The organism is Streptomyces sp. NPDC090025, assembly GCF_044748125.1.
Classification (GTDB): domain Bacteria; phylum Actinomycetota; class Actinomycetes; order Streptomycetales; family Streptomycetaceae; genus Streptomyces.
In genome coordinates this window covers 885,188-903,389 of the sequence record NZ_JBIVFL010000001.1, presented here as the reverse complement: position 1 = coordinate 903,389, position 18,202 = coordinate 885,188, and the positions used below count along the sequence as shown (strand labels likewise).

The window sequence follows — 18,202 nt, the reverse complement described above, 5'->3', positions numbered from 1 at the left end:
GCCGCCTCATTCGCCCGTGATCGAGCCCAGATCGGTGCCCGTCCCCAGGAACAGGCCCGCACCCAGCAGGATCATGGTGGCCGGGACCATCAGCGTGGTGATCACCATCGTCGCCTTCGGCACCGCCTTCGCCGCCTTGCGGCGCGCGTTCTGCGCGTCCGTGCGGCGCATGTCGTTGGCGATCTGGATCAGCGTGTCCACGATCGGCGCGCCCAGCTCCTCGCCCTGCTGGAGCGCCGTGACGAACTGGGCCACCTGCTCCGAGTCGTTGCGGCGGCGCAGTTCGTCGAACGCCTCGCGGCGGCTGACACCCATGTCCATCTGGCGGAGCGTGATGCGGAGTTCGTCGGCCCACGGGCCCTCGTACTTCTCGGAGACCCGCTCCAGGGCCTGCCGGAAGCCGAGCCCCGCCGACACCACGACCGCGAGCACGTCGAGGAAGTCCGGCAGGGTCCGCTCGATCTGGTCCTTGCGGATGCGGACCGCCGACCAGATGCCGACCTCCGTCCAGAACGCGCCGAACGCGAACAGCAGCAGCGCCACCAGGAACGAGCCCCGGCTGATCATCAGCAGTCCGCCGAGGCCGCCGAGGAAGCCGTAGACCGCGCGCCGCGCCCCGTACCGGTTGATGGTCAGGCCGCCCGGGTTGCCCGCCAGGTCGATCCGGCGGCGCACCGCGTTGACCCGCTTCGGGCCCATCAGCCGCAGCACGGACGGCGACCAGCGCATCCCGAGCCGGTCGACCACCGAGTCGACGGCGCCGGTCCTGGTGGCGCCGACCTCCAGGGCGAGCTGGAGGTCGGGCGGCAGTTTGGCGTCGGCCCGCAGCAGCCGGACGGCCTGGGCGGCGCCGGCCACCGACAGGCCCGCGAGCAGGGCGAGGAGCAGTTCCATGGTCGTCGTACCGCCCCTACACGTCGATCTTCGCGAAACGGCGGATCGCGATGAACCCGACCAGGTACAGCGCGAACGCGGCCACCACCGCGACCTGTCCGAGCACCGACCCCGTCATCCGGTCCAGCGCCCCGGGCTGCATGTTGTCGATGAGCAGCAGCGATCCGACGCCGATGACCGGCACCGCGTACGCCGTCAGGCTCACCTGCGACAGCTGGGTGCGCACCTCGCGCCGGGTCTCCTTGCGCTCCTCCAGGGTCTCGGTGAGGTTGCGCAACGAGGACACCACCGTGCCACCCGCCCGGTTGGCGAGCACCAGGGTGGTGACGAGGACGACGAGTTCACGGGACGGGAGCCGGACGGCCAGTTCGCCGAGCGCGTCGTCGATCGACGTGCCGATGGCCAACTGCTGTGCCACCTTCTCCAGTTCGTCCCCCGCCGGGGCCTCCATCTCGTCCGCCGCGAGCGACAGCGCCATCCGCAGGGCGAGGCCGGCCTGGGTGGCGTTGGCGAGGATCCGGGACAGTTCGGGGAGTTGGTTGATGAACTTCTCGATCCGCTTCTGCCGCTGCCAGTTGAGGAACCCGACCGCCACCCACACCCCGACGAAGCCGCAGATCGGCCCGAAGAACGGGGAGAGCAGGGCCTGTCCTACGGTCCACAGGACGGCGACCAGGACCACCATCGCCGCCACGAACTCGCCCGGTGTGACGTCGAGTCCGGTCGCGGAGATCCGCAGTTCCAGCCTGCGCCCGAAGGAGGTACGGCGCAGCCGCCGGTCCAGGCCCCGGAAGGGGCGGCGGCGGCGGCCGCCCGGGCCGCCGTCGTCCTCGCCCGCCGTCTGCGAGAGGCGGGCGATCAGGTCGGCCCGCTGGGCGGCGCCGCGCGCGTACGCCTGGACGCCGACCACCGCGAGGACGCAGGCGACCAGCGCCGCGACAAGGGTCAGTCCTGCCGGACTCATCGTGCTCTCCTTCTCCGCGACCACCGGTCCCGGTACCGGCTCCCGCCGGGCCGGTCGGCCGGGCTCCTCAGGTCCATCCGCCGCTCTCCCACCGGCCGCTACCTCGCTTCCCTGCTCGCGAGCTCCAGGTCGGAACCCGCCACCCCGAACGCCTGCGGCAGCGGCTGGCCCGCCATGTACAGCCGGTCCGCCACCCGGCGCGGCAGCGGGTGGTAGGTGAACTCGCCCCGCACCCGCCCCTCGGGCGACACCGGCAGGGCGTTGAACCGGCACACCGTGGCCAGCAGATACCGCTCGCGCCCGTTCGACGCGAGGATCGCGATCTCGGTCACCCGGCGGGTGCCGTCGGGGTGCCGGGTCAGCTGGACCAGGACGTCGACCGCGCTGTTGATCTGGTCGCGCAGCGCCTCGAACGGCACCTTGACCTCCGACATCGAGGCGAGGGTCTGCAGTCGCATCAGCGCGTCCTCCGCCGAGTTGGCGTGCACGGTGGCGAGCGAGCCGTCGTGGCCCGTCGACATCGCCTGGAGCATGTCGAGGGTCTCGCCGCCGCGGACCTCGCCGACCACGATCCGGTCGGGCCGCATCCGCAGCGAGTTGCGCACCAGGTCCCGGATGGTGACCTGGCCGCGCCCCTCGATGTTGGGCGGCCGGGCCTCCAGGCGGATCACATGCGCCTGCTGGAGCTGGAGTTCGGCCGAGTCCTCGATGGTGATCACCCGCTCGCCCTCCGGGATCAGCCCGGACAGCGCGTTGAGCAGCGTCGTCTTCCCGGTGCCGGTGGCGCCGGAGACGATGATGTTGAACTTCGCCTGGACGAGCCCGGAGAGCAGCACCAGCATCTGCTCGTCGAGCGAGCCGAGGCCGATCATCTCGTGCAGGGTGTACGCGCGGGGGAAGCGGCGGATGGTGAGGGTGGCGCCGGTCAGCGCGAGCGGCGGGATGATGACGTTGACGCGCTCGCCGGACGGCAGCCGCGCGTCCACCATCGGGTTCGACTCGTCGACCCGGCGGTTGACGGTCGACACGATCCGCTCGATGGTCTGCATCAGCTGGTCGTGCGAGGCGAACCGCAGCGGCAGCAGCTCCACCCGGCCGGCCCGCTCCACATAGATCTGGTCAGGACCGTTGACCATGATCTCGGTGATCGACGCGTCCTCCAGGAGCGGTTCGAGCACGCCGAGGCCGAGGGCCTCGTCGACCACCCGGCGGATCAGCTGCGCGCGTTCGACCGTCGAGAGCACCGGGCCCTCGCGGCTGATGATGTGGCCGAGGACCCGTTCGAGCCGGGCCCGCCGCTCGGCGGCGGCGAGCGCGGACATCTCGGTGAGGTCGATCTCCTCCAGGAGCTTCGCGCGGAACGAGGCGACCAGATGGCCGTCCTCCCGGCCGCCGCCGCCCGCCCCGTTCTCCTCCGGGGTGTGGATACGTGCCCGCAGACTCATCGCTGTTCCCCCTCCTTTCCCTCTCCTCGGGCCGCTCGGCTGCTCGGCTAGTCGGTTACTCGGTTACTCGGTTACTCGGTTACTCGGGCACCGGCATGGTCGCCGACTTGGTGATCCGCACATCGGACATGAACGGGATGAGCGACGGGACCGTGACGGTGACCGTCGCCCGGCCGCCGCCCACGTCGAAGCTGCTGCGGCCCGCGACCCAGCCGCTCATCGCCGCCCGCCCGGCCGCCTCGCCGTCCGGGACCTCGCCGTCCGGGTCGTCGACGCTCTCCGCCCGGGCCGCGGCACGGGCCGCCGTGCCCGCCTGCTGGGCGGCGTACCCGACGATGCCGAGCTGGACCCCGACCAGGCCGATCAGGAGCAGGATCGGCAGGAAGCCCAGGTACTCGACGGCCGCCTGGCCACGGTCCCCGGCCCGCCCCCGAGCCCGCCCCCGCAGCCGCGCCCCCGCCCGTACCCGTACCCGATCCCCACCCCGTACACCCGGCGTCCTCATCACCGCTTCCCCTCCCACACGGCCCCCGCCTCGCCGTCCACCGTCCACGGGAAGCTCGCGGACCCCGGGAACAGCACGGGTACGGGCAGGCGCACCGTCACATGGACCATGCCGCCCGACGGGCCGCCGCAGCTGATCGCCGCCCGGGACGCCCAGGCGCCCTCCAGGTCCCGCCGGGCCGCCGCCGCGCAGTCGTCGTCGACGGCGGCGGCGCGGGCCGCCTCGTCGGCGGCGTTCCCGGCGAGGGTGTAGGTGTAGCCGATCAGGACGCACTGCCAGAGCAGCGCGAGGGTGAGCAGGATCAGCGGCAGCATGCCGACGAACTCGACCGCCACCTGCCCCCGGTCCCGCTCCTGGCCCGGACGGGGATCCCCCGCCCGTCGCCACACCCGCGCCACCCGCCCGGCGGCCCGCATGGTTAGCGTCCTCCCCCGCGCCGCCGCAGCCCCAGCGCGCCGCGCTCCCGGCCGCCCCGGCCGTCCTGTGCGGGGACCGGGGCGCCGCCGCCCCGTACCAGCTCCTTGCCGGAGCCGCCGGGCGCCGACGGGGCCCGCACCAGGCCGAGTTCGCCCGCGAGCGACCACAGCGCCTGCTTGACCGAGGAGCGGGCGTCGAGGTCGTGCAGGCGGCCCGCGTCGACGACGGCGGAGAGTTCCTTGAAGGCGGCCGGGACGGCGACGCCCGCCATCCGGGTGCCGGTGATCTTCTGGATCAGCGGGGGCTGGATCTCGGTGCCCCGGGTGTGCCGGTTGACCAGGACCGTGGTCTCCTCCGGCTTGCGGATCTGCAGCCGGTCCCACATCCGGACGACCCGCTTGGCGGCCCGGACGGCGATCACGTCCGGGGTGGTGACGAGCAGGGCGACGTCGGCGAGTTCGATCGCGGCGGCGCCCGCCGAGTCGAGGTGGGTGCCGCAGTCGACGACCACCACCTCGTGGCGACCGCGCAGCGCGCTGACGATCTGCCGGGCGGCCCGGTCGGACACGTCCTCGCCGCGTTCGCCCTCGCCGGGCGCGAGGAGCAGCGAGAGCCCGGTCTCGTGGACGTAGACGGCGTCCTGCAGGACCCGGGGGGTGATGTCGTTGATGGCGGCGAGGTCGGCGAGCGAGCGGCGGAACTGCACGTCGAGGTACGAGGCGATGTCGCCGCCCTGCAGGTCCATGTCGACGAGGGCGACCGTACGACCGGACGCGCGGGCGGCGAGGGCGAGCTGGACGGCGGTGACGGTGGTGCCGACGCCGCCCTTGGCGCCGCTGACGGTGACGACGGTGCCGCCGGGTCCGGTCGGCAGGTCGGCGGCCGCGCCGAGGTGGCGGCGGACACCGGTGGACCACTGGGCGGCGGCCTGGACCCGGCTGGCGAGTTCCTCGTACCCGAGCGGCAGGGTGACCAGGCCGCGGGCGCCGGAGTCCATGGCGGCGGAGAACAGCACCGGGCTGGCGTCGGCGGTGATGAGCACGACGCCGACGGCGGGGAAGCGGAGGGCGACCTCGCGGACGAGTTCGAGCGCGGGGACCGGGCCGATCCGCTCGTGGACCAGGACGACCTCGGGGAGTTCGTCGAGGGACTCGGCGGCGAGCCGGGCGAGGGTGTCGAGGAGCTGGGTGGAGTCGGCGACCGGGCCGGTCGGTTCGGCGTCGGGGAGCTGGCCGATGAGGGTGACGACGGCGCGGGCGGCGTCCGGGTCGCCGACCGCCGGCAGGATCCTGGTGGTCATCCCGGTGCCTCACTTGTCCTTGTCGAGCGTGTAGGTGCGGTCGCGCGGGTCGGGCGCGGTGCCGTCGCCGGGGGCGACGAGGGTGAGCCGGACGTGCTCGGCGAAGGACTCGGCGTAGGTGACGCGCTGGGTGTCGGCGGCGGTGAGCGCGAAGGTGATCGGGACGGCCTCGGTGGGGCCGCGGCCCGCGCGGTCGTCGCGGTTCTCGATCGGGGTGAGCTTGCCGACGGCGAGGACCTTGGCGCGCGACACGATCAGCCGGGACTGGGCGGCGGTGCCGCCGCGTTCACCCGCGAAGGTGGCGTAGATGTTGACGGTGGAGCCGGGGGTGATCTTGCCCGCGACGCCGGTCTCGGCGTCGATCATGATCGCGATCTCCTGCTGCCCGGGGGCGAGCGCGGGCCGGTCGACGATCATGTCGCTCTGCAGGAGCGAGCCCGCCTTGAGGGTGGTGACCGCGATCTTGCCCTCGGTCCTGCGCAGATCGGTGACGGCGGTGCCGGGCAGCCACCGCTCGGGCATCGTGATCTTCTCGAAGTCGGCGGCGCCGAGCGGCGTGAAGGGCTGGATGTCGTCCTTCACCCGGTACGCGGTCACCTCGGGCCCGACCTTGGAGTTGACGTCGTCGATCACCGAGAGGACCCCGGCGAAGGCGCCGAGCGCGCACAGGACGGAGAGCAGCAGCAGGATCACGCCGCGGCGCTGGCGGGAGTTCATGGCCGTACTACCTCGATCGTGGACGGTGCCGGACGGGCGGGGGCGGGGGCGGGGGCGGGAGACGGGACTCGGGAGACGTGGGCGGGAGACGGGACTCGGGAGACGTGGGCGGCGGCGGCCGGGTGACGGGCCCGGCGGACGCCGACGCGGACGGGGACTAGGGGTGGGCGGCCGGGGCCGGGGCCGGTTCGCCGGTGGGCAGCGGGGCGCCGCAGAAGCCGCAGCGGTCGCCGATGAGCTCCATCCGGCACCAGTGGCAGGTCTCCCGCCGTACAGAGGCGACGAGTTGGTACAGGACGGGCAGGTCGGGCAGGTACGCGGCGAACTCGGTGACCTTGCCGGTGCCCCACCAGCGGGCCGCGGACTCGGGCAGCGCGGCCTCCTGGACCGCGCGGACCCGCCAGCGCGGGGCGAGGGTCTCGGTCGGCCAGTCGGTGTGCAGCGGGCCGCGGGCGACGACCAGGTCGGTGGTGAACTCGGGCCCGGCGAGCGTGTCCCCTTCGGCCCCGGCGTCGCCCGATCCGAGGCGTACGAGCTGGGGCGCGGGGCCCGCGAGGACCGCGAACTGGGCGCCGGGCAGCCAGCCCTTGACGTGCGAGGTCAGGGTGACGGGCACGTGGTCGAGCTTGGCGACGGAGCCGAGCACCGCGCCCGCGTAGACGTAGTGGGTGAGCAGCCGGGCGGCGGAGGCGAGCACGCCGGGGCCGATGTCGCAGACCGACAGCTGGCGCAACTGCCGTACGAGGACGGCGGCGCCGAGCGGCGGGAGCGCGGTCCGCACGATCGCGATCCGGTCGGATTCGAGCAGCGAGCGCACCGCGTGCAGCCGCTGGACGGTCGCGGGCGGCGCCGTGGCCGGGCAGACCACGACCACATGGCCGTGTCGCTCGATCAGTTGACGGGCGTCGGTGACGGCGGCGTCGAGCGAACGGGTGTCGGGGCCCGGCAGCACGGCGGCGGGGGGTGTCTGCGGGTCGGTCGGCGGCAGCACCAGATCGGCGCTGGTGACCGCAATCGCTGTCGGCATGTCGGGCTCCCCCGATCCCTCACTGATCACACGCACAGATCCATGTACTGGCCCCACGCACGGGTCGGCCGTCGACCGCCGGCTGATCACCAACCGCGTTCGCGGCGTCACCGCGACTGCACCATATCCAGGCCACCGGAGTGGTGAACACACAATCCGGCAAGCTCCGTCATATTCATGGCCGCTCCGGTCGGCTCTGAACTGCGCTTCCTGTCAGAGGTCTTGACAAGCGAATTGGTCTGGACCAACTTGTCCCCAGGTCGGATCCTCGGTGGCCACCGTTCCGCGATCCCCGCCGCCATCCCCACCACCATCCCCGCCCCCGCTCCACCACCTCTCCTCCCCCACTCCCCCCGGAGGCAACACGTGGACCGCACCACCAGAACCGTGCTCGGGACCGTCCTGAGCGCCGGTCTCGTGCTCGTCGGCGCCGCCGGCACCGCACAGGCCGCGGACATCAACGTCGCCAAGAACGCGGGCTTCGAGAACGGCCTCGCCAACTGGTCCTGCTCGGCGGGCAGCGGCGCCGTCGTCTCCTCGCCGGTACGCACCGGGGCGGGCGCCCTGCGGGCCACCCCGGCCGGCCTGGACAACGCCAAGTGCACCCAGACGGTGACCGTCAAGCCCAGCTCCACGTACACCCTGAGCGCCTGGGTGCAGGGCGGCTACGCCTACCTCGGCGCCACCGGCACCGGCACCTCCGACGTCTCCACCTGGACGCCGGACAGCGCCGGCTGGAAGCAGCTGACCACCACCTTCAGCACCGGCGCGAACACCACCTCGGTGCAGATCTACACGCACGGGTGGTACGGCACGGCCGCGTACTCCGTCGACGACGTGAGCGTCTTCGGCCCCGACGGGGGCGGCGGCACCGACCCGCAGCCCACGGTCCCGGCCACCCCCGCCGGACTCGCCGCGGGCACGCCCACCTCCTCGTCCGTCCCGCTGAGCTGGGGCGCGGTCTCCAACGCGACCGCCTACAAGGTCTACAAGGACGGCGCCCTCGCCACCACGGTCAACAGCGCGTCGGCCACCGTCACCGGTCTGACCGCGAACACGACCTACCAGTTCCAGGTCTCCGCGACCAACGCCGCCGGGGAGTCCGCGAAGTCGGCCGTCATATCCGCGAAGACCGCCCAGGTCACCGACCCGGGCCCGGGCCCGGCCGTCCCGAAGCACGCGCTCACCGGCTACTGGCAGAACTTCAACAACGGCGCCACCGTGCAGAAGCTGCGGGACGTGCAGTCGCAGTACGACATCATCGCGGTCTCGTTCGCGGACGCCACCACCACCGCCGGGCAGATCACCTTCAACCTCGACCCGGCGGTCGGCTACGCCTCCACCGCCGACTTCAAGGCGGACGTCGCCGCGAAGAAGGCGGCCGGGAAGTCGGTCATCCTGTCGGTCGGCGGCGAGAAGGGCAACGTCACCATCAACAGCGACGCCTCCGCGACCGCCTTCGCCAACAGCGCGTACGCGCTGATGCAGGAGTACGGCTTCAACGGCGTCGACATCGACCTCGAGCACGGCATCAACGCCACCTACCTCACCAAGGCGCTGCGCCAGCTGTCCGCGAAGGCGGGCTCCTCGCTGGTCCTGACGATGGCGCCGCAGACCATCGACATGCAGAACACCGGCACCGAGTACTTCAAGGCCGCGCTCGCCGTGAAGGACATCCTCACGGTCGTCAACATGCAGTACTACAACAGCGGTTCGATGCTCGGCTGCGACGGCAAGGTCTACAGCCAGGGCTCGGTGGACTTCCTCACCGCGCTCGCCTGCATCCAGCTCCAGGGCGGTCTCGACGCCTCGCAGATCGGCCTCGGGGTGCCCGCCTCGACCCGCGGCGCGGGCAGCGGCTACGTCGACCCGCAGATCGTGAAGAACGCGCTCGACTGCCTCGCCAAGGGCACCGGCTGCGGCAGCTTCAAGCCGTCGCAGACCTACCCGAACATCCGTGGCGCGATGACCTGGTCGACCAACTGGGACGCCACGGCGGGCAACGCCTGGTCGAACGCGGTCGGCCCGCACGTCCACAACCTCCCGTAACACCGCGCACCGCACCCCGCACGGGGGAATCACCACGCGACGCCGCCGTTCCCACGGCGGCGTCGCGCCGTTTCCAGGGCCCGGGAGCGGGAGAATGTGGCCGAACTCCACTGCTTGACCGGTTCATGCCATACCCCCACCATGTCACCACCCGAACGACCCACGCACCCCCACGCAATGCCGTACAAGGCAAGACCGCATGAGCCACTGTCGCACTCCCCACACTCCCCACCCAGGAGACAGCATGCGACTTCGCACCCGAAGGTCCGCCGGACTGGCGGCCCTCCTGGCCCTGGCGCTCTGCGCGCCGCTCTCCGCGCTCGCCACGACCCCCGCCGGTGCCGACCCGGTGCCGACCGCCGCCGCATCCCCCGACGGCACGGAGGTGATCCGGCAGTACGAGATCGCCGGACCCGCCACCGCCGCCGAACGCTCCGCCCTCACCGCCACCGGCGTCTCCATCGACGAGGTGGACGCCCGCTCGGTGGTCGTCAGTGCCGACGCCCGCCAGCTCGCCCACCTCAGGAGCCTGGGCTACCGGCCGACCGCGCTGCCCGCGCCGCCCGACCGGGGCCCCGCCGCCAAGACGGCGGCCGGGCCGCTGGACTTCCCGTCCGCCGACGCCAAGTACCACAACTACGCCGAGATGACCGCCGAGATCGACCAGCGGCTCGCCGCCTACCCGTCGATCATGTCCAAGCGGGTGATCGGCAAGAGCTACCAGGGCCGGGACATCGTCGCCATCAAGATCAGCGACAACGTCGGCACCGACGAGAACGAGCCCGAGGTCCTCTTCACCCACCACCAGCACGCCCGCGAGCACCTGACCGTCGAGATGGCGCTCTACCTGCTGCGCGAGTTCGGCGCCGGCTACGGCAGCGACAGCCGGATCACCAGCATGGTCAACAACCGGGAGATCTGGATCGTCCCGGACCTCAACCCGGACGGCGGCGAGTACGACATCGCCAGCGGCTCCTACCGCAGCTGGCGCAAGAACCGGCAGCCCAACTCCGGTTCCTCGTACGCCGGTACCGACCTCAACCGCAACTGGGACTACAAGTGGGGCTGCTGCGGCGGCTCCTCCAGTTCCAAGAGCTCCGAGACCTACCGGGGCGCCGCCCCCGAGTCGGCCCCCGAGGTGAAGGTCGTCGCCGACTTCGTCCGCTCCCGGAACATCGGCGGCAAGCAGCAGATCAAGGCCGCCATCGACTTCCACACCTACAGCGAACTGGTCCTGTGGCCGTTCGGCTGGACCAACGCCGACACCACCACCGGCATGACCCAGGACGACCGGGACGCGTTCGCCACCGTCGGCCGCTCCATGGCCGCCAGCAACCGCTACACCCCCGAGCAGTCCAGCGACCTCTACATCACCGACGGGTCCATCGACGACTACCTGTGGGGCGCCCACAAGGTCTTCGCGTACACCTTCGAGATGTATCCGACCGATTCCTGGAGCGGCGGCTTCTACCCGCCCGACGAGGTCATCGAGCGGGAGACCAGCCGCAACCGTGACGCGGTGCTCCAGCTCCTGGAGAACTCCGACTGCATGTACCGCTCGATCGGCAAGCAGGCGCAGTACTGCTCCTGACCCGCTCGTGACAGCAGCCCCACGGGGGTGCCCCGGTCCGCGTCACGCGGACCGGGGCACCCCCTTTGCTGCGGTTGCCGTGACGGCTAGACCAGCAGACTCAGCAGGGCCGCCACCGCGAAGCCCGCCACCGACAGGACCGATTCGAGGACCGTCCAGGACTTCAGGGTGTCCCGCTCGGAGATGCCGAAGTACTGGGAGACCATCCAGAAGCCGCCGTCGTTGACGTGCGAGGCGAAGATCGAACCCGCCGAGATGGCCATGATGATCAGGGCCAGGAACGCCTGCGAGTGGTCGCCGCCCTCGACCAGCGGCAGCACGATGCCCGCGGTGGTGACGATGGCGACGGTGGCCGAACCCTGGGCGACGCGCAGCACCAGGGAGATCAGATAGGCGAGCACGATCACCGGCAGGCCGACGCCGCTGAAGGTGTCGGACAGGGCCTGGGCGACCCCGCTGGCCTTGAGGACGGCGCCGAAGACACCGCCCGCGCCGACCACGAGCAGGATGTTGCCGACCGGCTTCAGGGACGAAGTGGAGACCTGCTCAAGGGACTTGCGGGTCCAGCCGCGCCGGATGCCGAGCAGGTAGTAGGCGAGCAGCAGCGCGATGGTCAGGGCGACGAACGGGTTGCCGAAGAACTCGATGACCGAGCGGAGCGTCGACTCGTCGAGCGCGATGGAGGAGAAGGTCGCGGCGAGGATCAGCACCAGCGGGGTGCCGATGATGAGCAGCACGGTGCCGAGCGAGACCGGGGCCTCGCTGCCGCCCTTGCGCTCGGCGGCCACCTGGCGGCGGGCCTCCTCGGCGGCCTCGACCATGTCCTGCGGGACCTCGACGAAGATGCGCTTGCCGATCCAGGCGGCGTACGCCCAGGCCGCGAGCACGGCGGGGATGCCGACCACGACGCCCATCAGGATCACCCAGCCGAGCGAGACGTGGAACATTCCGGCCGCGGCCACCGGGCCGGGGTGCGGCGGCAGGAAGGCGTGGGTCATCGACAGGCCCGCGAGCAGCGGCATGCAGTAGAGCAGGACGGACTTGCCGGAGCGCTTGGCGGCGGCGTACACGAGCGGCGCGAGGACGAAGATGCCGACGTCGAAGAAGACCGGGATGCCGAAGATCAGACCGGTCATGCCCATCGCGAGCGGGGCCCGCTTCTCGCCGAAGACCTGGAGCAGCCGGCCGCTCAACACCTCGGCTCCGCCGGATACTTCGAGGATCGCGCCGAGCATGGTGCCGAGGCCGATGATGATGGCGACGTGGCCGAGGATGCCGCCCATGCCGGTCTCGATGACGGAGGTGGCGGCGGACTTCTGGATGGTGCCGAAGAGTTCGGTGACCGAGAGTCCGGCGGCGAGGCCGACGGCGATGGAGACGGCGAGCAGGGCCACGAAGGGCTGCAGCCGGGCCTTGATGATCAGCAGGAGCAGCAGGCCGATGCCGAGCACGGCGACGGTCAGCAGGCCCGCGGTGCCGGGTATCAGGAGGAGCAGGCCGCCGGTGTGCGGTGTGGGCGGCGGGGCGTCCGCGGCGAGGGCGGACAGCGGCTGGATGAGGTGCGTCACGGGGGACCTCGATGGGGGTGGGCGCGTTTTCGGGTAGGGGGGAGCGCGGCACGGCGTTCCGGGGGTGAACGCCGTGCCGTGCGACAGCTGGTGCGTGGGGGTCAGCTCAGGAACCGATCAGCTCAGGACGGCGAGGGCGTCGATCTCGATGAGCAGGCCCTTGGGGAGGCCGACGTAGACCGTCGTACGGGCGGAGGCGGGGGCCTTCAGGCCCTCGTCCTCGAAGTACGCGTTGTAGATCTCGTTCATCTCGGCGAAGTGGTCGACGTCGGTGAGGTAGACGCGCGTCATCATCACGTCGTCCCAGCTCGCGCCGCCCTCCTCCAGGATCGCCTTGACGTTGGCGAGGGTCTGCAGCATCTGCTCGCGCAGCGTGGGACCGGCCGGGGTCGGGGCCTGGCCCTCGACGGCGGGGAGGAAGCCGACCTGGCCGGCGACCTGGAGGATGTTGCCCTTCTTCACGCCGTGCGAGAACTTGGCGGGCGGGGCGGTGTGGGTCGACGGGGTGAGGGCGATCTTCTCGGTCATGCGATGTCCTTCGTTGTTCCGGTGGGTGGTTCTCAGGGTTCTCAGGGTTCTCAGGGGTGGACGGACGGTGTGGTGCCCGAATACTCGCGGCTGATGTCGTCCGCCGTGCGACGCACCAGTGGCAGCAGGGTGAGGAGTTCCTCCGCCGTCACGACGACATTGGGCGCGGAGACCGACATGGCGGCGACGACCCGGCCGTCCGCGCCCCTGATGGGCGCGCCGACGCAGTTGATGGACTCCTCGTGGCCGCCGAGGTCGGTGGCCCAGCCCTGTTCGCGTACGGTCGCCAGCTCCCGCAGGAAGGCGGCGGCGTTGGGCGTCGAACGGGGCGTGTACAGGGGGTAGTCGAGCTTGGCGGCGATGGCGCGCCGCTCGGGCTCGGTGAGGTCGGCGAGCAGCAGCTTGGCGACGGCGGCGACGGTGATGGCGACCGGCTTGCCGATCCGGGAGTACATCCGGACGGGATAGCGGCTCTCGACCTTGTCGATGTAGAGGACCTCGCCCTCCTCGTGGACGGCGAGGTGGACGGTGTGCCCGATCTGCTCGTTGAGGGCGGCGAGGTGGGGGTGGGCGATCTCGCGGATGTCGAGGTTCTCGACGGCTTCCTGGGCGAGGGCGAAGAGCCGGGCGCCGAGGCGGTAGCGCTGGTCCTGCTGGCGGTAGACCAGGCCGTGTTCGTGGAGGGTGCGCAGCAGGCGCAGGGCGGTGGACTTGTGCACACCGAGCCGGTCGGCGACCTGCCCGAGGTCGGCGGGGCCCTGCGCGAGCAGCGGCAGGATGCTGAGGGCTCGGTCGACGGTCTGGCTCATGGCGTGCGTACCTCCTGGTCCTCCCCGGTCCAACCGGGGCCGAGGTGCAGTCTCCCCCAGTCGTCGGCGCCGAGGGCGGTGAGCCGGTCGGCGTGGGCGCGGCGGGGCGGGGCGGCGAGGTCGCCGTGGACGGTGAGCGCGGCGGCGGCGGCGAGGTGGCCGTGCCGGAGGCGGGCGGTGGCGTCGAGGCCGCGCAGGGTGGCGGAGAGGAATCCGGCGGCGAAGGCGTCCCCGGCGCCGACCGGGGCGACGACGTCGACGCGGGGTGCGGGGACGTGGGTCACGGTGTCGCCGCCGCCTCCCCCGTCGGGTCCGGGGGCCCGTTCGTACACGGAGGCTCCGGCGGCGCCGCGTTTGACGACCAGGACGGCGGGTTCGGGGAGCGCGGCGCGGATGGTGCCGGGGTCGGTCTGGGCGGCGGCGATGCCCCAGGCGTCCTCGGCCTCGTCGGCGCCGACGAAGACGAGGTCGGCGCCGCGGGCGAGGTCGAGGAGCGTCCGGCCGCCCGCGGCGGGGTCGGCCCACAGGCCGGGCCGGAAGTTGACGTCGAAGGAGACGAGCGGGCGACCCGGGTCTCCGCCGCCGGTCCGGCCGAGCAGGGTCCGGGTCAGGGCGAGGCAGGACGGGGAGAGCGCGGGGGTGATGCCGGTGAGGTGCAGGATCCGGCCGTCGCTCAGGGTGTCGTACGGCACGTTGTCCGGGGCCATCGCGGAGGCGGCCGATCCGGCCCGGTAGTAGACCACCTCGTGGGCGGCGGTGGCCCGGTCGGTGGCGGTGCGGAAGTAGATCCCGGTGGGGCGCGCGGGGTCGCGGACGACGGCGGTGACGTCGACGCCCCAGCCGCCGATGGCCTCGGTGAGGTGCTCGCCGAAGCCGTCGTGGCCGACCCGGCCGACCCAGCGGGCGCGGTGCCCGGCGGCGGCGAGGGCGCAGGCCACGTTGGACTCGGCGCCGCCGATGGCCCGGTCGAAGGCGGGCACGTCGGCGAGCCGTCCGGGCCGGGTGGGCAGGAAGGTGACCATGGACTCGCCGAGGCAGACGACGTCGGGCGCGGTGCCCGGCACGGCGGCCGTGTCCTGCGGCACGTCGTCGTACGGCGGGGTTGCGGTCACCTTCGTGCTCCTCGTCATCGGGGGGCTGGCGGGGCCGGGGTCCATTGACCCGGCGTTGGCCCGGATGTTAGACAGCATTAAGCGATATGCGCAATGGCCGTTGCACATAGTGCAACGACTAGGTGCGCACCACGGAGCCTCAACGAGGAGGAGACCCCATGCCGGACCTGGCCCACGAGGTCGTCGACCACCGCTTCAAGGCGCTGCCCCCGGACGCCGCGGGGCTCACCGTCGGCGAGCTCGCCGCCCAGCGCCGCAACCTCTTCACCGGTGGCTTCACCACCCCCGTCCTGGCCCTCTCCGCCGAGTCCGTCGAGCACAACCTGCGGCTCCTGGAGACGTACGCCGAGCGCCACGGCCTCGCCTTCGCGCCGCACGGCAAGACCTCCATGGCCCCGCAGCTCTTCGACCGGCAGATCGCCCAGGGCGCCTGGGGCATCACCGCCGCCGTCCCGCACCAGGCCCGGGTCTACCGCGCGCACGGCGTCGCCCGGATCTTCCTCGCCAACGAGGTGGTCGACGCGGTCGCGCTGCGCTGGATCGCGGGCGAGCTCGACGCCGACCCCGACTTCCGCTTCGTCTGCTACGTCGACTCGGTGCGCGGGGTCGAGCTGATGGACCAGGCGCTGCGCGCGGCGGCGGCCGAACGCCCCGCCGACGCCCGCCCGTTGGACGTGGTCGTGGAGCTGGGCGCGGGCGACGGGGCCCGTACCGGCGCCCGTACCGAGGCGGACTGCGCGGCCGTCGCGGACGCCGTCGCCGCCACCCGCACACTGCGCCTGGTCGGCGTCGCCGGATACGAGGGCGAGGTGCCGCAGGCGGACAGCGACAAGGTGCACGCCTGGCTGCGCCGACTCGTCGCGCTCGCCGCCGAGTTCGACAAGGCGGGCCGCTTCGACGCGGCCGTCGGCGAGATCGTGGTCAGCGCGGGCGGCAGCGCCTGGTTCGACGCGGTCGCCGACGTCTTCGCCGAGATCCCCGAACTCTCCCTCCCCGTCCTGAAGTTGCTGCGCTCCGGCGCCTATGTCTCGCACGACGACGGGCACTACCGCAGGCTCACCCCGTTCAACCGGGTCGCCGAGGAAGGCGCGTTGGAGCCCGCGTTCCGGCTGTGGGCGCAGGTCGTCTCCCGCCCCACCGCCGAGCAGGCGTTCGTCAACGCGGGCAAGCGGGACGCCGCCTACGACCTGGACCTGCCCGAGGCTCAGGTGGTCAGGGACGCCCGCACCGGCGAGGTCCGCGCCGCCGACGGCATCGCCGTCACCGGCCTCTCCGACCAGCACGGCTGGCTGCGCACCGAGGACGGCGCCGCCCTCGACGTCGGCGACTGGGTCGGCATGGGCCTGTCCCACCCGTGCACGTCGTTCGACAAGTGGCAGCTGATCCCCCTGGTCGAGGCGGACGGCACCGTCGTCGACTACATCCGCACGTTCTTCTGAGAGGCGGCACCCGATGGATCTCGTACTCCGTGACGCCCGGGTCGTCGACGGCGGCGGCGGCCCCGCGTTCCGCGCCGACGTCGCCGTCGACGGCGGCCGTGTCGCCGCGATCGTGAAGGCGGACGCGCCGGACGGCGTCCGCCGCCCGACCGGCCGCCGCACCCTCGACGCCGACGGCCTCGTCCTGTCCCCCGGCTTCATCGACATGCACGCCCACAGCGACCTCGCGCTGCTCCGCGACCCGGACCACAGCGCCAAGGCCGCGCAGGGCGTCACCCTCGAAGTCCTCGGCCAGGACGGCCTGTCGTACGCGCCGGTCGACGACCGCACCCTCGCCGAGGTGCGCAGGACCATCGCCGGCTGGAACGGCGGCGGCCCCGAGGACGACCGCGTCGACTTCGACTGGCGCACGGTCGGCGAGTACCTGGACCGGCTCGACCGGGGCATCGCGGTCAACGCGGCCTACCTCATCCCGCAGGGCACCGTCCGGATGCACGCCGTCGGCTGGGACGACCGGCCCGCCACCGACGCCGAGCTCGACCGGATGCGGCAGCTCGTCGCCGAGGGCATGGAACAGGGCGCGGTCGGCATGTCCTCCGGCCTCACCTACACCCCCGGCATGTACGCCCCCGACGCCGAACTCACCGAACTGTGCCGGGTGGTGGCCCGGTACGGCGGCTACTACTGCCCGCACCACCGCTCCTACGGGGCGGGCGCCCTTGAGGCGTACGCGGAGATGGTGCGGCTCACCGGGGAAGCGGGCTGCGCCCTGCACCTGGCCCACGCCACGATGAACTTCGGCGTCAACGAGGGCCGCGCGCCCGACCTGCTCCGGCTCCTGGACGAGGCCCTGGCGGGCGGCGCGGACATCAGCCTGGACACCTACCCGTACACCCCGGGCTGTACGACGCTGGTCGCCGTGCTGCCGAGCTGGGCGCACGAGGGCGGGCCGGAGGCGCTGCTCGCCCGGCTGCGGGACGACGAGACGGCGGAGCGGATCCGGCACCACCTGGAGGAGGTGGGCTCGGACGGCTGCCACGGCGTGACGGTCGACTGGGACACCATCGAGATCTCCGGCACCACCGACCCGGGCCTCTCCGGCTTTATCGGCCGCCGCGTCCCGGACTGGCCGACGGCCCGGCGGCTGCTCCTGGATGACCGCCTGGGCACGACGATCCTCCAGCACGTCGGCCACGAGGAGAACGTCCGCACGATCATGCGGCACCGGGTGCACACCGGCGGCTCCGACGGCATCCTCCAGGGCGCCAAGCCGCACCCGCGCGCGTACGGCACGTTCCCCGAGTACCTGGGGCGCTATGTCCGCGAGGAGTCCGTGCTCTCCCTGGAGGAGTGTGTCGCGCACCTCACCTCCCGGCCCGCCGCCCGCCTCCGGCTCGCCGACCGCGGTCTGGTCCGCGAGGGCTATCTGGCGGACCTGGTGCTCTTCGACCCGGACACGGTGGCGGCGGGCTCGACGTACGAGACACCGCGGCGACTGCCGACGGGGATCCCGCACGTGCTGATCGGCGGCGAGTTCGTGATCGAGGACGGCAGGCGGACGACGGCCCTGGCGGGCCGCTCGGTCCGTGGCACAGGCAAGCCCGCCTGACCCACTCACCCCCTTCCCCACCCACCCCAACCGCCCTACGGCGGGCCGGGGGCCCACCCACCCCAACCCCATCCCACCCTCCCCCCGACGGCAGGGCGGGGGCCCACCCACCGGGCCCGGTCTCCTGGATCCGGCGGGAGGGGGCCGGGGCCGGAGTGGGGGTGGGGGTGTCCGGACGTAAAGGCGCGGAGCGCGCGCGAAGCGCGGCGAGGCGACAGTCCGGACACC

General features: G+C 72.5%; 16 protein-coding genes. 4 read left to right on the top strand and 12 right to left on the bottom strand.

Going from position 1 to position 18,202, the window contains the following annotated elements; all coding sequences use genetic code 11:
* Positions 1 to 6: 6 nt before the first annotated feature.
* From ACIPXM_RS04325 to ACIPXM_RS04290, 8 genes are all read right to left on the bottom strand, one after another.
* Complete coding sequence (locus tag ACIPXM_RS04325) at positions 7 to 894, bottom strand: DUF5936 domain-containing protein (protein ID WP_401651756.1); 888 nt, start codon at positions 892 to 894, stop codon at positions 7 to 9.
* A 16-nt stretch (positions 895 to 910) separates the two neighbouring features.
* Positions 911 to 1,858: a type II secretion system F family protein gene (locus ACIPXM_RS04320; RefSeq protein WP_401651754.1), complete on the bottom strand. Its 948-nt coding sequence runs from the start codon at positions 1,856 to 1,858 to the stop codon at positions 911 to 913.
* Between the two features lie 98 nt (positions 1,859 to 1,956).
* Entirely contained in the window at positions 1,957 to 3,303 is a 1,347-nt protein-coding gene (locus tag ACIPXM_RS04315) for a CpaF family protein (protein WP_401651752.1), read from the bottom strand.
* Positions 3,304 to 3,382: 79 nt separating this feature from the next.
* Positions 3,383 to 3,808, bottom strand: coding sequence for a TadE/TadG family type IV pilus assembly protein (locus tag ACIPXM_RS04310; protein WP_401651751.1), 426 nt, complete (start codon positions 3,806 to 3,808; stop codon positions 3,383 to 3,385).
* Positions 3,808 to 4,224: a TadE/TadG family type IV pilus assembly protein gene (locus ACIPXM_RS04305; RefSeq protein ID WP_401651749.1), complete on the bottom strand. Its 417-nt coding sequence runs from the start codon at positions 4,222 to 4,224 to the stop codon at positions 3,808 to 3,810. The genes ACIPXM_RS04310 and ACIPXM_RS04305 overlap by 1 nt, the downstream gene beginning before the upstream one ends.
* 2 nt (positions 4,225 to 4,226) lie before the next feature.
* The gene (locus ACIPXM_RS04300; protein ID WP_401651747.1) at positions 4,227 to 5,525 is read right to left on the bottom strand and encodes a CpaE family protein; all 1,299 of its coding nucleotides are present in this window, start codon (positions 5,523 to 5,525) and stop codon (positions 4,227 to 4,229) included.
* Between the two features lie 9 nt (positions 5,526 to 5,534).
* On the bottom strand, positions 5,535 to 6,242 hold the full coding sequence (gene cpaB / locus ACIPXM_RS04295) for a Flp pilus assembly protein CpaB (protein WP_401651745.1): 708 nt from the start codon (positions 6,240 to 6,242) through the stop codon (positions 5,535 to 5,537).
* A 157-nt stretch (positions 6,243 to 6,399) separates the two neighbouring features.
* Positions 6,400 to 7,269: a hypothetical protein gene (locus tag ACIPXM_RS04290; protein ID WP_401651744.1), complete on the bottom strand. Its 870-nt coding sequence runs from the start codon at positions 7,267 to 7,269 to the stop codon at positions 6,400 to 6,402.
* Positions 7,270 to 7,635: 366 nt separating this feature from the next.
* Here ACIPXM_RS04290 and ACIPXM_RS04285 point away from each other — a divergent pair, with 366 nt between their 5' ends.
* Positions 7,636 to 9,318: a chitinase gene (locus ACIPXM_RS04285; RefSeq protein WP_401651742.1), complete on the top strand. Its 1,683-nt coding sequence runs from the start codon at positions 7,636 to 7,638 to the stop codon at positions 9,316 to 9,318.
* A 244-nt stretch (positions 9,319 to 9,562) separates the two neighbouring features.
* The gene (locus tag ACIPXM_RS04280; RefSeq protein WP_401651740.1) at positions 9,563 to 10,909 is read left to right on the top strand and encodes a M14 family metallopeptidase; all 1,347 of its coding nucleotides are present in this window, start codon (positions 9,563 to 9,565) and stop codon (positions 10,907 to 10,909) included.
* An 86-nt stretch (positions 10,910 to 10,995) separates the two neighbouring features.
* On the opposite strand, the gene ACIPXM_RS04275 is transcribed toward ACIPXM_RS04280, so the two are convergent.
* The 4 genes from ACIPXM_RS04275 to ACIPXM_RS04260 form a co-directional block, all read right to left on the bottom strand.
* Complete coding sequence (locus tag ACIPXM_RS04275; RefSeq protein ID WP_401651738.1) at positions 10,996 to 12,477, bottom strand: GntP family permease; 1,482 nt, start codon at positions 12,475 to 12,477, stop codon at positions 10,996 to 10,998.
* A gap of 117 nt (positions 12,478 to 12,594) precedes the next feature.
* Positions 12,595 to 13,005, bottom strand: a complete 411-nt coding sequence (locus ACIPXM_RS04270) for a RidA family protein (protein ID WP_401651736.1) — start codon at positions 13,003 to 13,005, stop codon at positions 12,595 to 12,597.
* Positions 13,006 to 13,055: 50 nt separating this feature from the next.
* Complete coding sequence (locus tag ACIPXM_RS04265; protein ID WP_401651734.1) at positions 13,056 to 13,814, bottom strand: IclR family transcriptional regulator; 759 nt, start codon at positions 13,812 to 13,814, stop codon at positions 13,056 to 13,058.
* On the bottom strand, positions 13,811 to 14,944 hold the full coding sequence (locus ACIPXM_RS04260) for a sugar kinase (RefSeq protein WP_401651732.1): 1,134 nt from the start codon (positions 14,942 to 14,944) through the stop codon (positions 13,811 to 13,813). The genes ACIPXM_RS04265 and ACIPXM_RS04260 overlap by 4 nt, the downstream gene beginning before the upstream one ends.
* A gap of 140 nt (positions 14,945 to 15,084) precedes the next feature.
* Here ACIPXM_RS04260 and ACIPXM_RS04255 point away from each other — a divergent pair, with 140 nt between their 5' ends.
* Together ACIPXM_RS04255 and ACIPXM_RS04250 are read left to right on the top strand one after the other, a co-directional pair.
* Positions 15,085 to 16,365: an alanine racemase gene (locus ACIPXM_RS04255; protein ID WP_401651730.1), complete on the top strand. Its 1,281-nt coding sequence runs from the start codon at positions 15,085 to 15,087 to the stop codon at positions 16,363 to 16,365.
* A 13-nt stretch (positions 16,366 to 16,378) separates the two neighbouring features.
* Positions 16,379 to 17,974, top strand: coding sequence for an amidohydrolase family protein (locus ACIPXM_RS04250; protein WP_401651728.1), 1,596 nt, complete (start codon positions 16,379 to 16,381; stop codon positions 17,972 to 17,974).
* Positions 17,975 to 18,202 lie beyond the last annotated feature (228 nt).

What these genes read in the sequence shown, in the direction of transcription:
- ACIPXM_RS04325 (WP_401651756.1), bottom strand. Translation starts at nt 894, where the DNA reads ATGGAACTGCTCCTCGCCCTGCTCGCGGGCCTGTCGGTGGCCGGCGCC.
- ACIPXM_RS04320 (WP_401651754.1), bottom strand. Translation starts at nt 1,858, where the DNA reads ATGAGTCCGGCAGGACTGACCCTTGTCGCGGCGCTGGTCGCCTGCGTC.
- ACIPXM_RS04315 (WP_401651752.1), bottom strand. Translation starts at nt 3,303, where the DNA reads ATGAGTCTGCGGGCACGTATCCACACCCCGGAGGAGAACGGGGCGGGC.
- ACIPXM_RS04310 (WP_401651751.1), bottom strand. Translation starts at nt 3,808, where the DNA reads ATGAGGACGCCGGGTGTACGGGGTGGGGATCGGGTACGGGTACGGGCG.
- ACIPXM_RS04305 (WP_401651749.1), bottom strand. Translation starts at nt 4,224, where the DNA reads ATGCGGGCCGCCGGGCGGGTGGCGCGGGTGTGGCGACGGGCGGGGGAT.
- ACIPXM_RS04300 (WP_401651747.1), bottom strand. Translation starts at nt 5,525, where the DNA reads ATGACCACCAGGATCCTGCCGGCGGTCGGCGACCCGGACGCCGCCCGC.
- cpaB (WP_401651745.1), bottom strand. Translation starts at nt 6,242, where the DNA reads ATGAACTCCCGCCAGCGCCGCGGCGTGATCCTGCTGCTGCTCTCCGTC.
- ACIPXM_RS04290 (WP_401651744.1), bottom strand. Translation starts at nt 7,269, where the DNA reads ATGCCGACAGCGATTGCGGTCACCAGCGCCGATCTGGTGCTGCCGCCG.
- ACIPXM_RS04280 (WP_401651740.1), top strand. Translation starts at nt 9,563, where the DNA reads ATGCGACTTCGCACCCGAAGGTCCGCCGGACTGGCGGCCCTCCTGGCC.
- ACIPXM_RS04270 (WP_401651736.1), bottom strand. Translation starts at nt 13,005, where the DNA reads ATGACCGAGAAGATCGCCCTCACCCCGTCGACCCACACCGCCCCGCCC.
- ACIPXM_RS04265 (WP_401651734.1), bottom strand. Translation starts at nt 13,814, where the DNA reads ATGAGCCAGACCGTCGACCGAGCCCTCAGCATCCTGCCGCTGCTCGCG.
- ACIPXM_RS04260 (WP_401651732.1), bottom strand. Translation starts at nt 14,944, where the DNA reads ATGACGAGGAGCACGAAGGTGACCGCAACCCCGCCGTACGACGACGTG.
- ACIPXM_RS04255 (WP_401651730.1), top strand. Translation starts at nt 15,085, where the DNA reads ATGCCGGACCTGGCCCACGAGGTCGTCGACCACCGCTTCAAGGCGCTG.
- ACIPXM_RS04250 (WP_401651728.1), top strand. Translation starts at nt 16,379, where the DNA reads ATGGATCTCGTACTCCGTGACGCCCGGGTCGTCGACGGCGGCGGCGGC.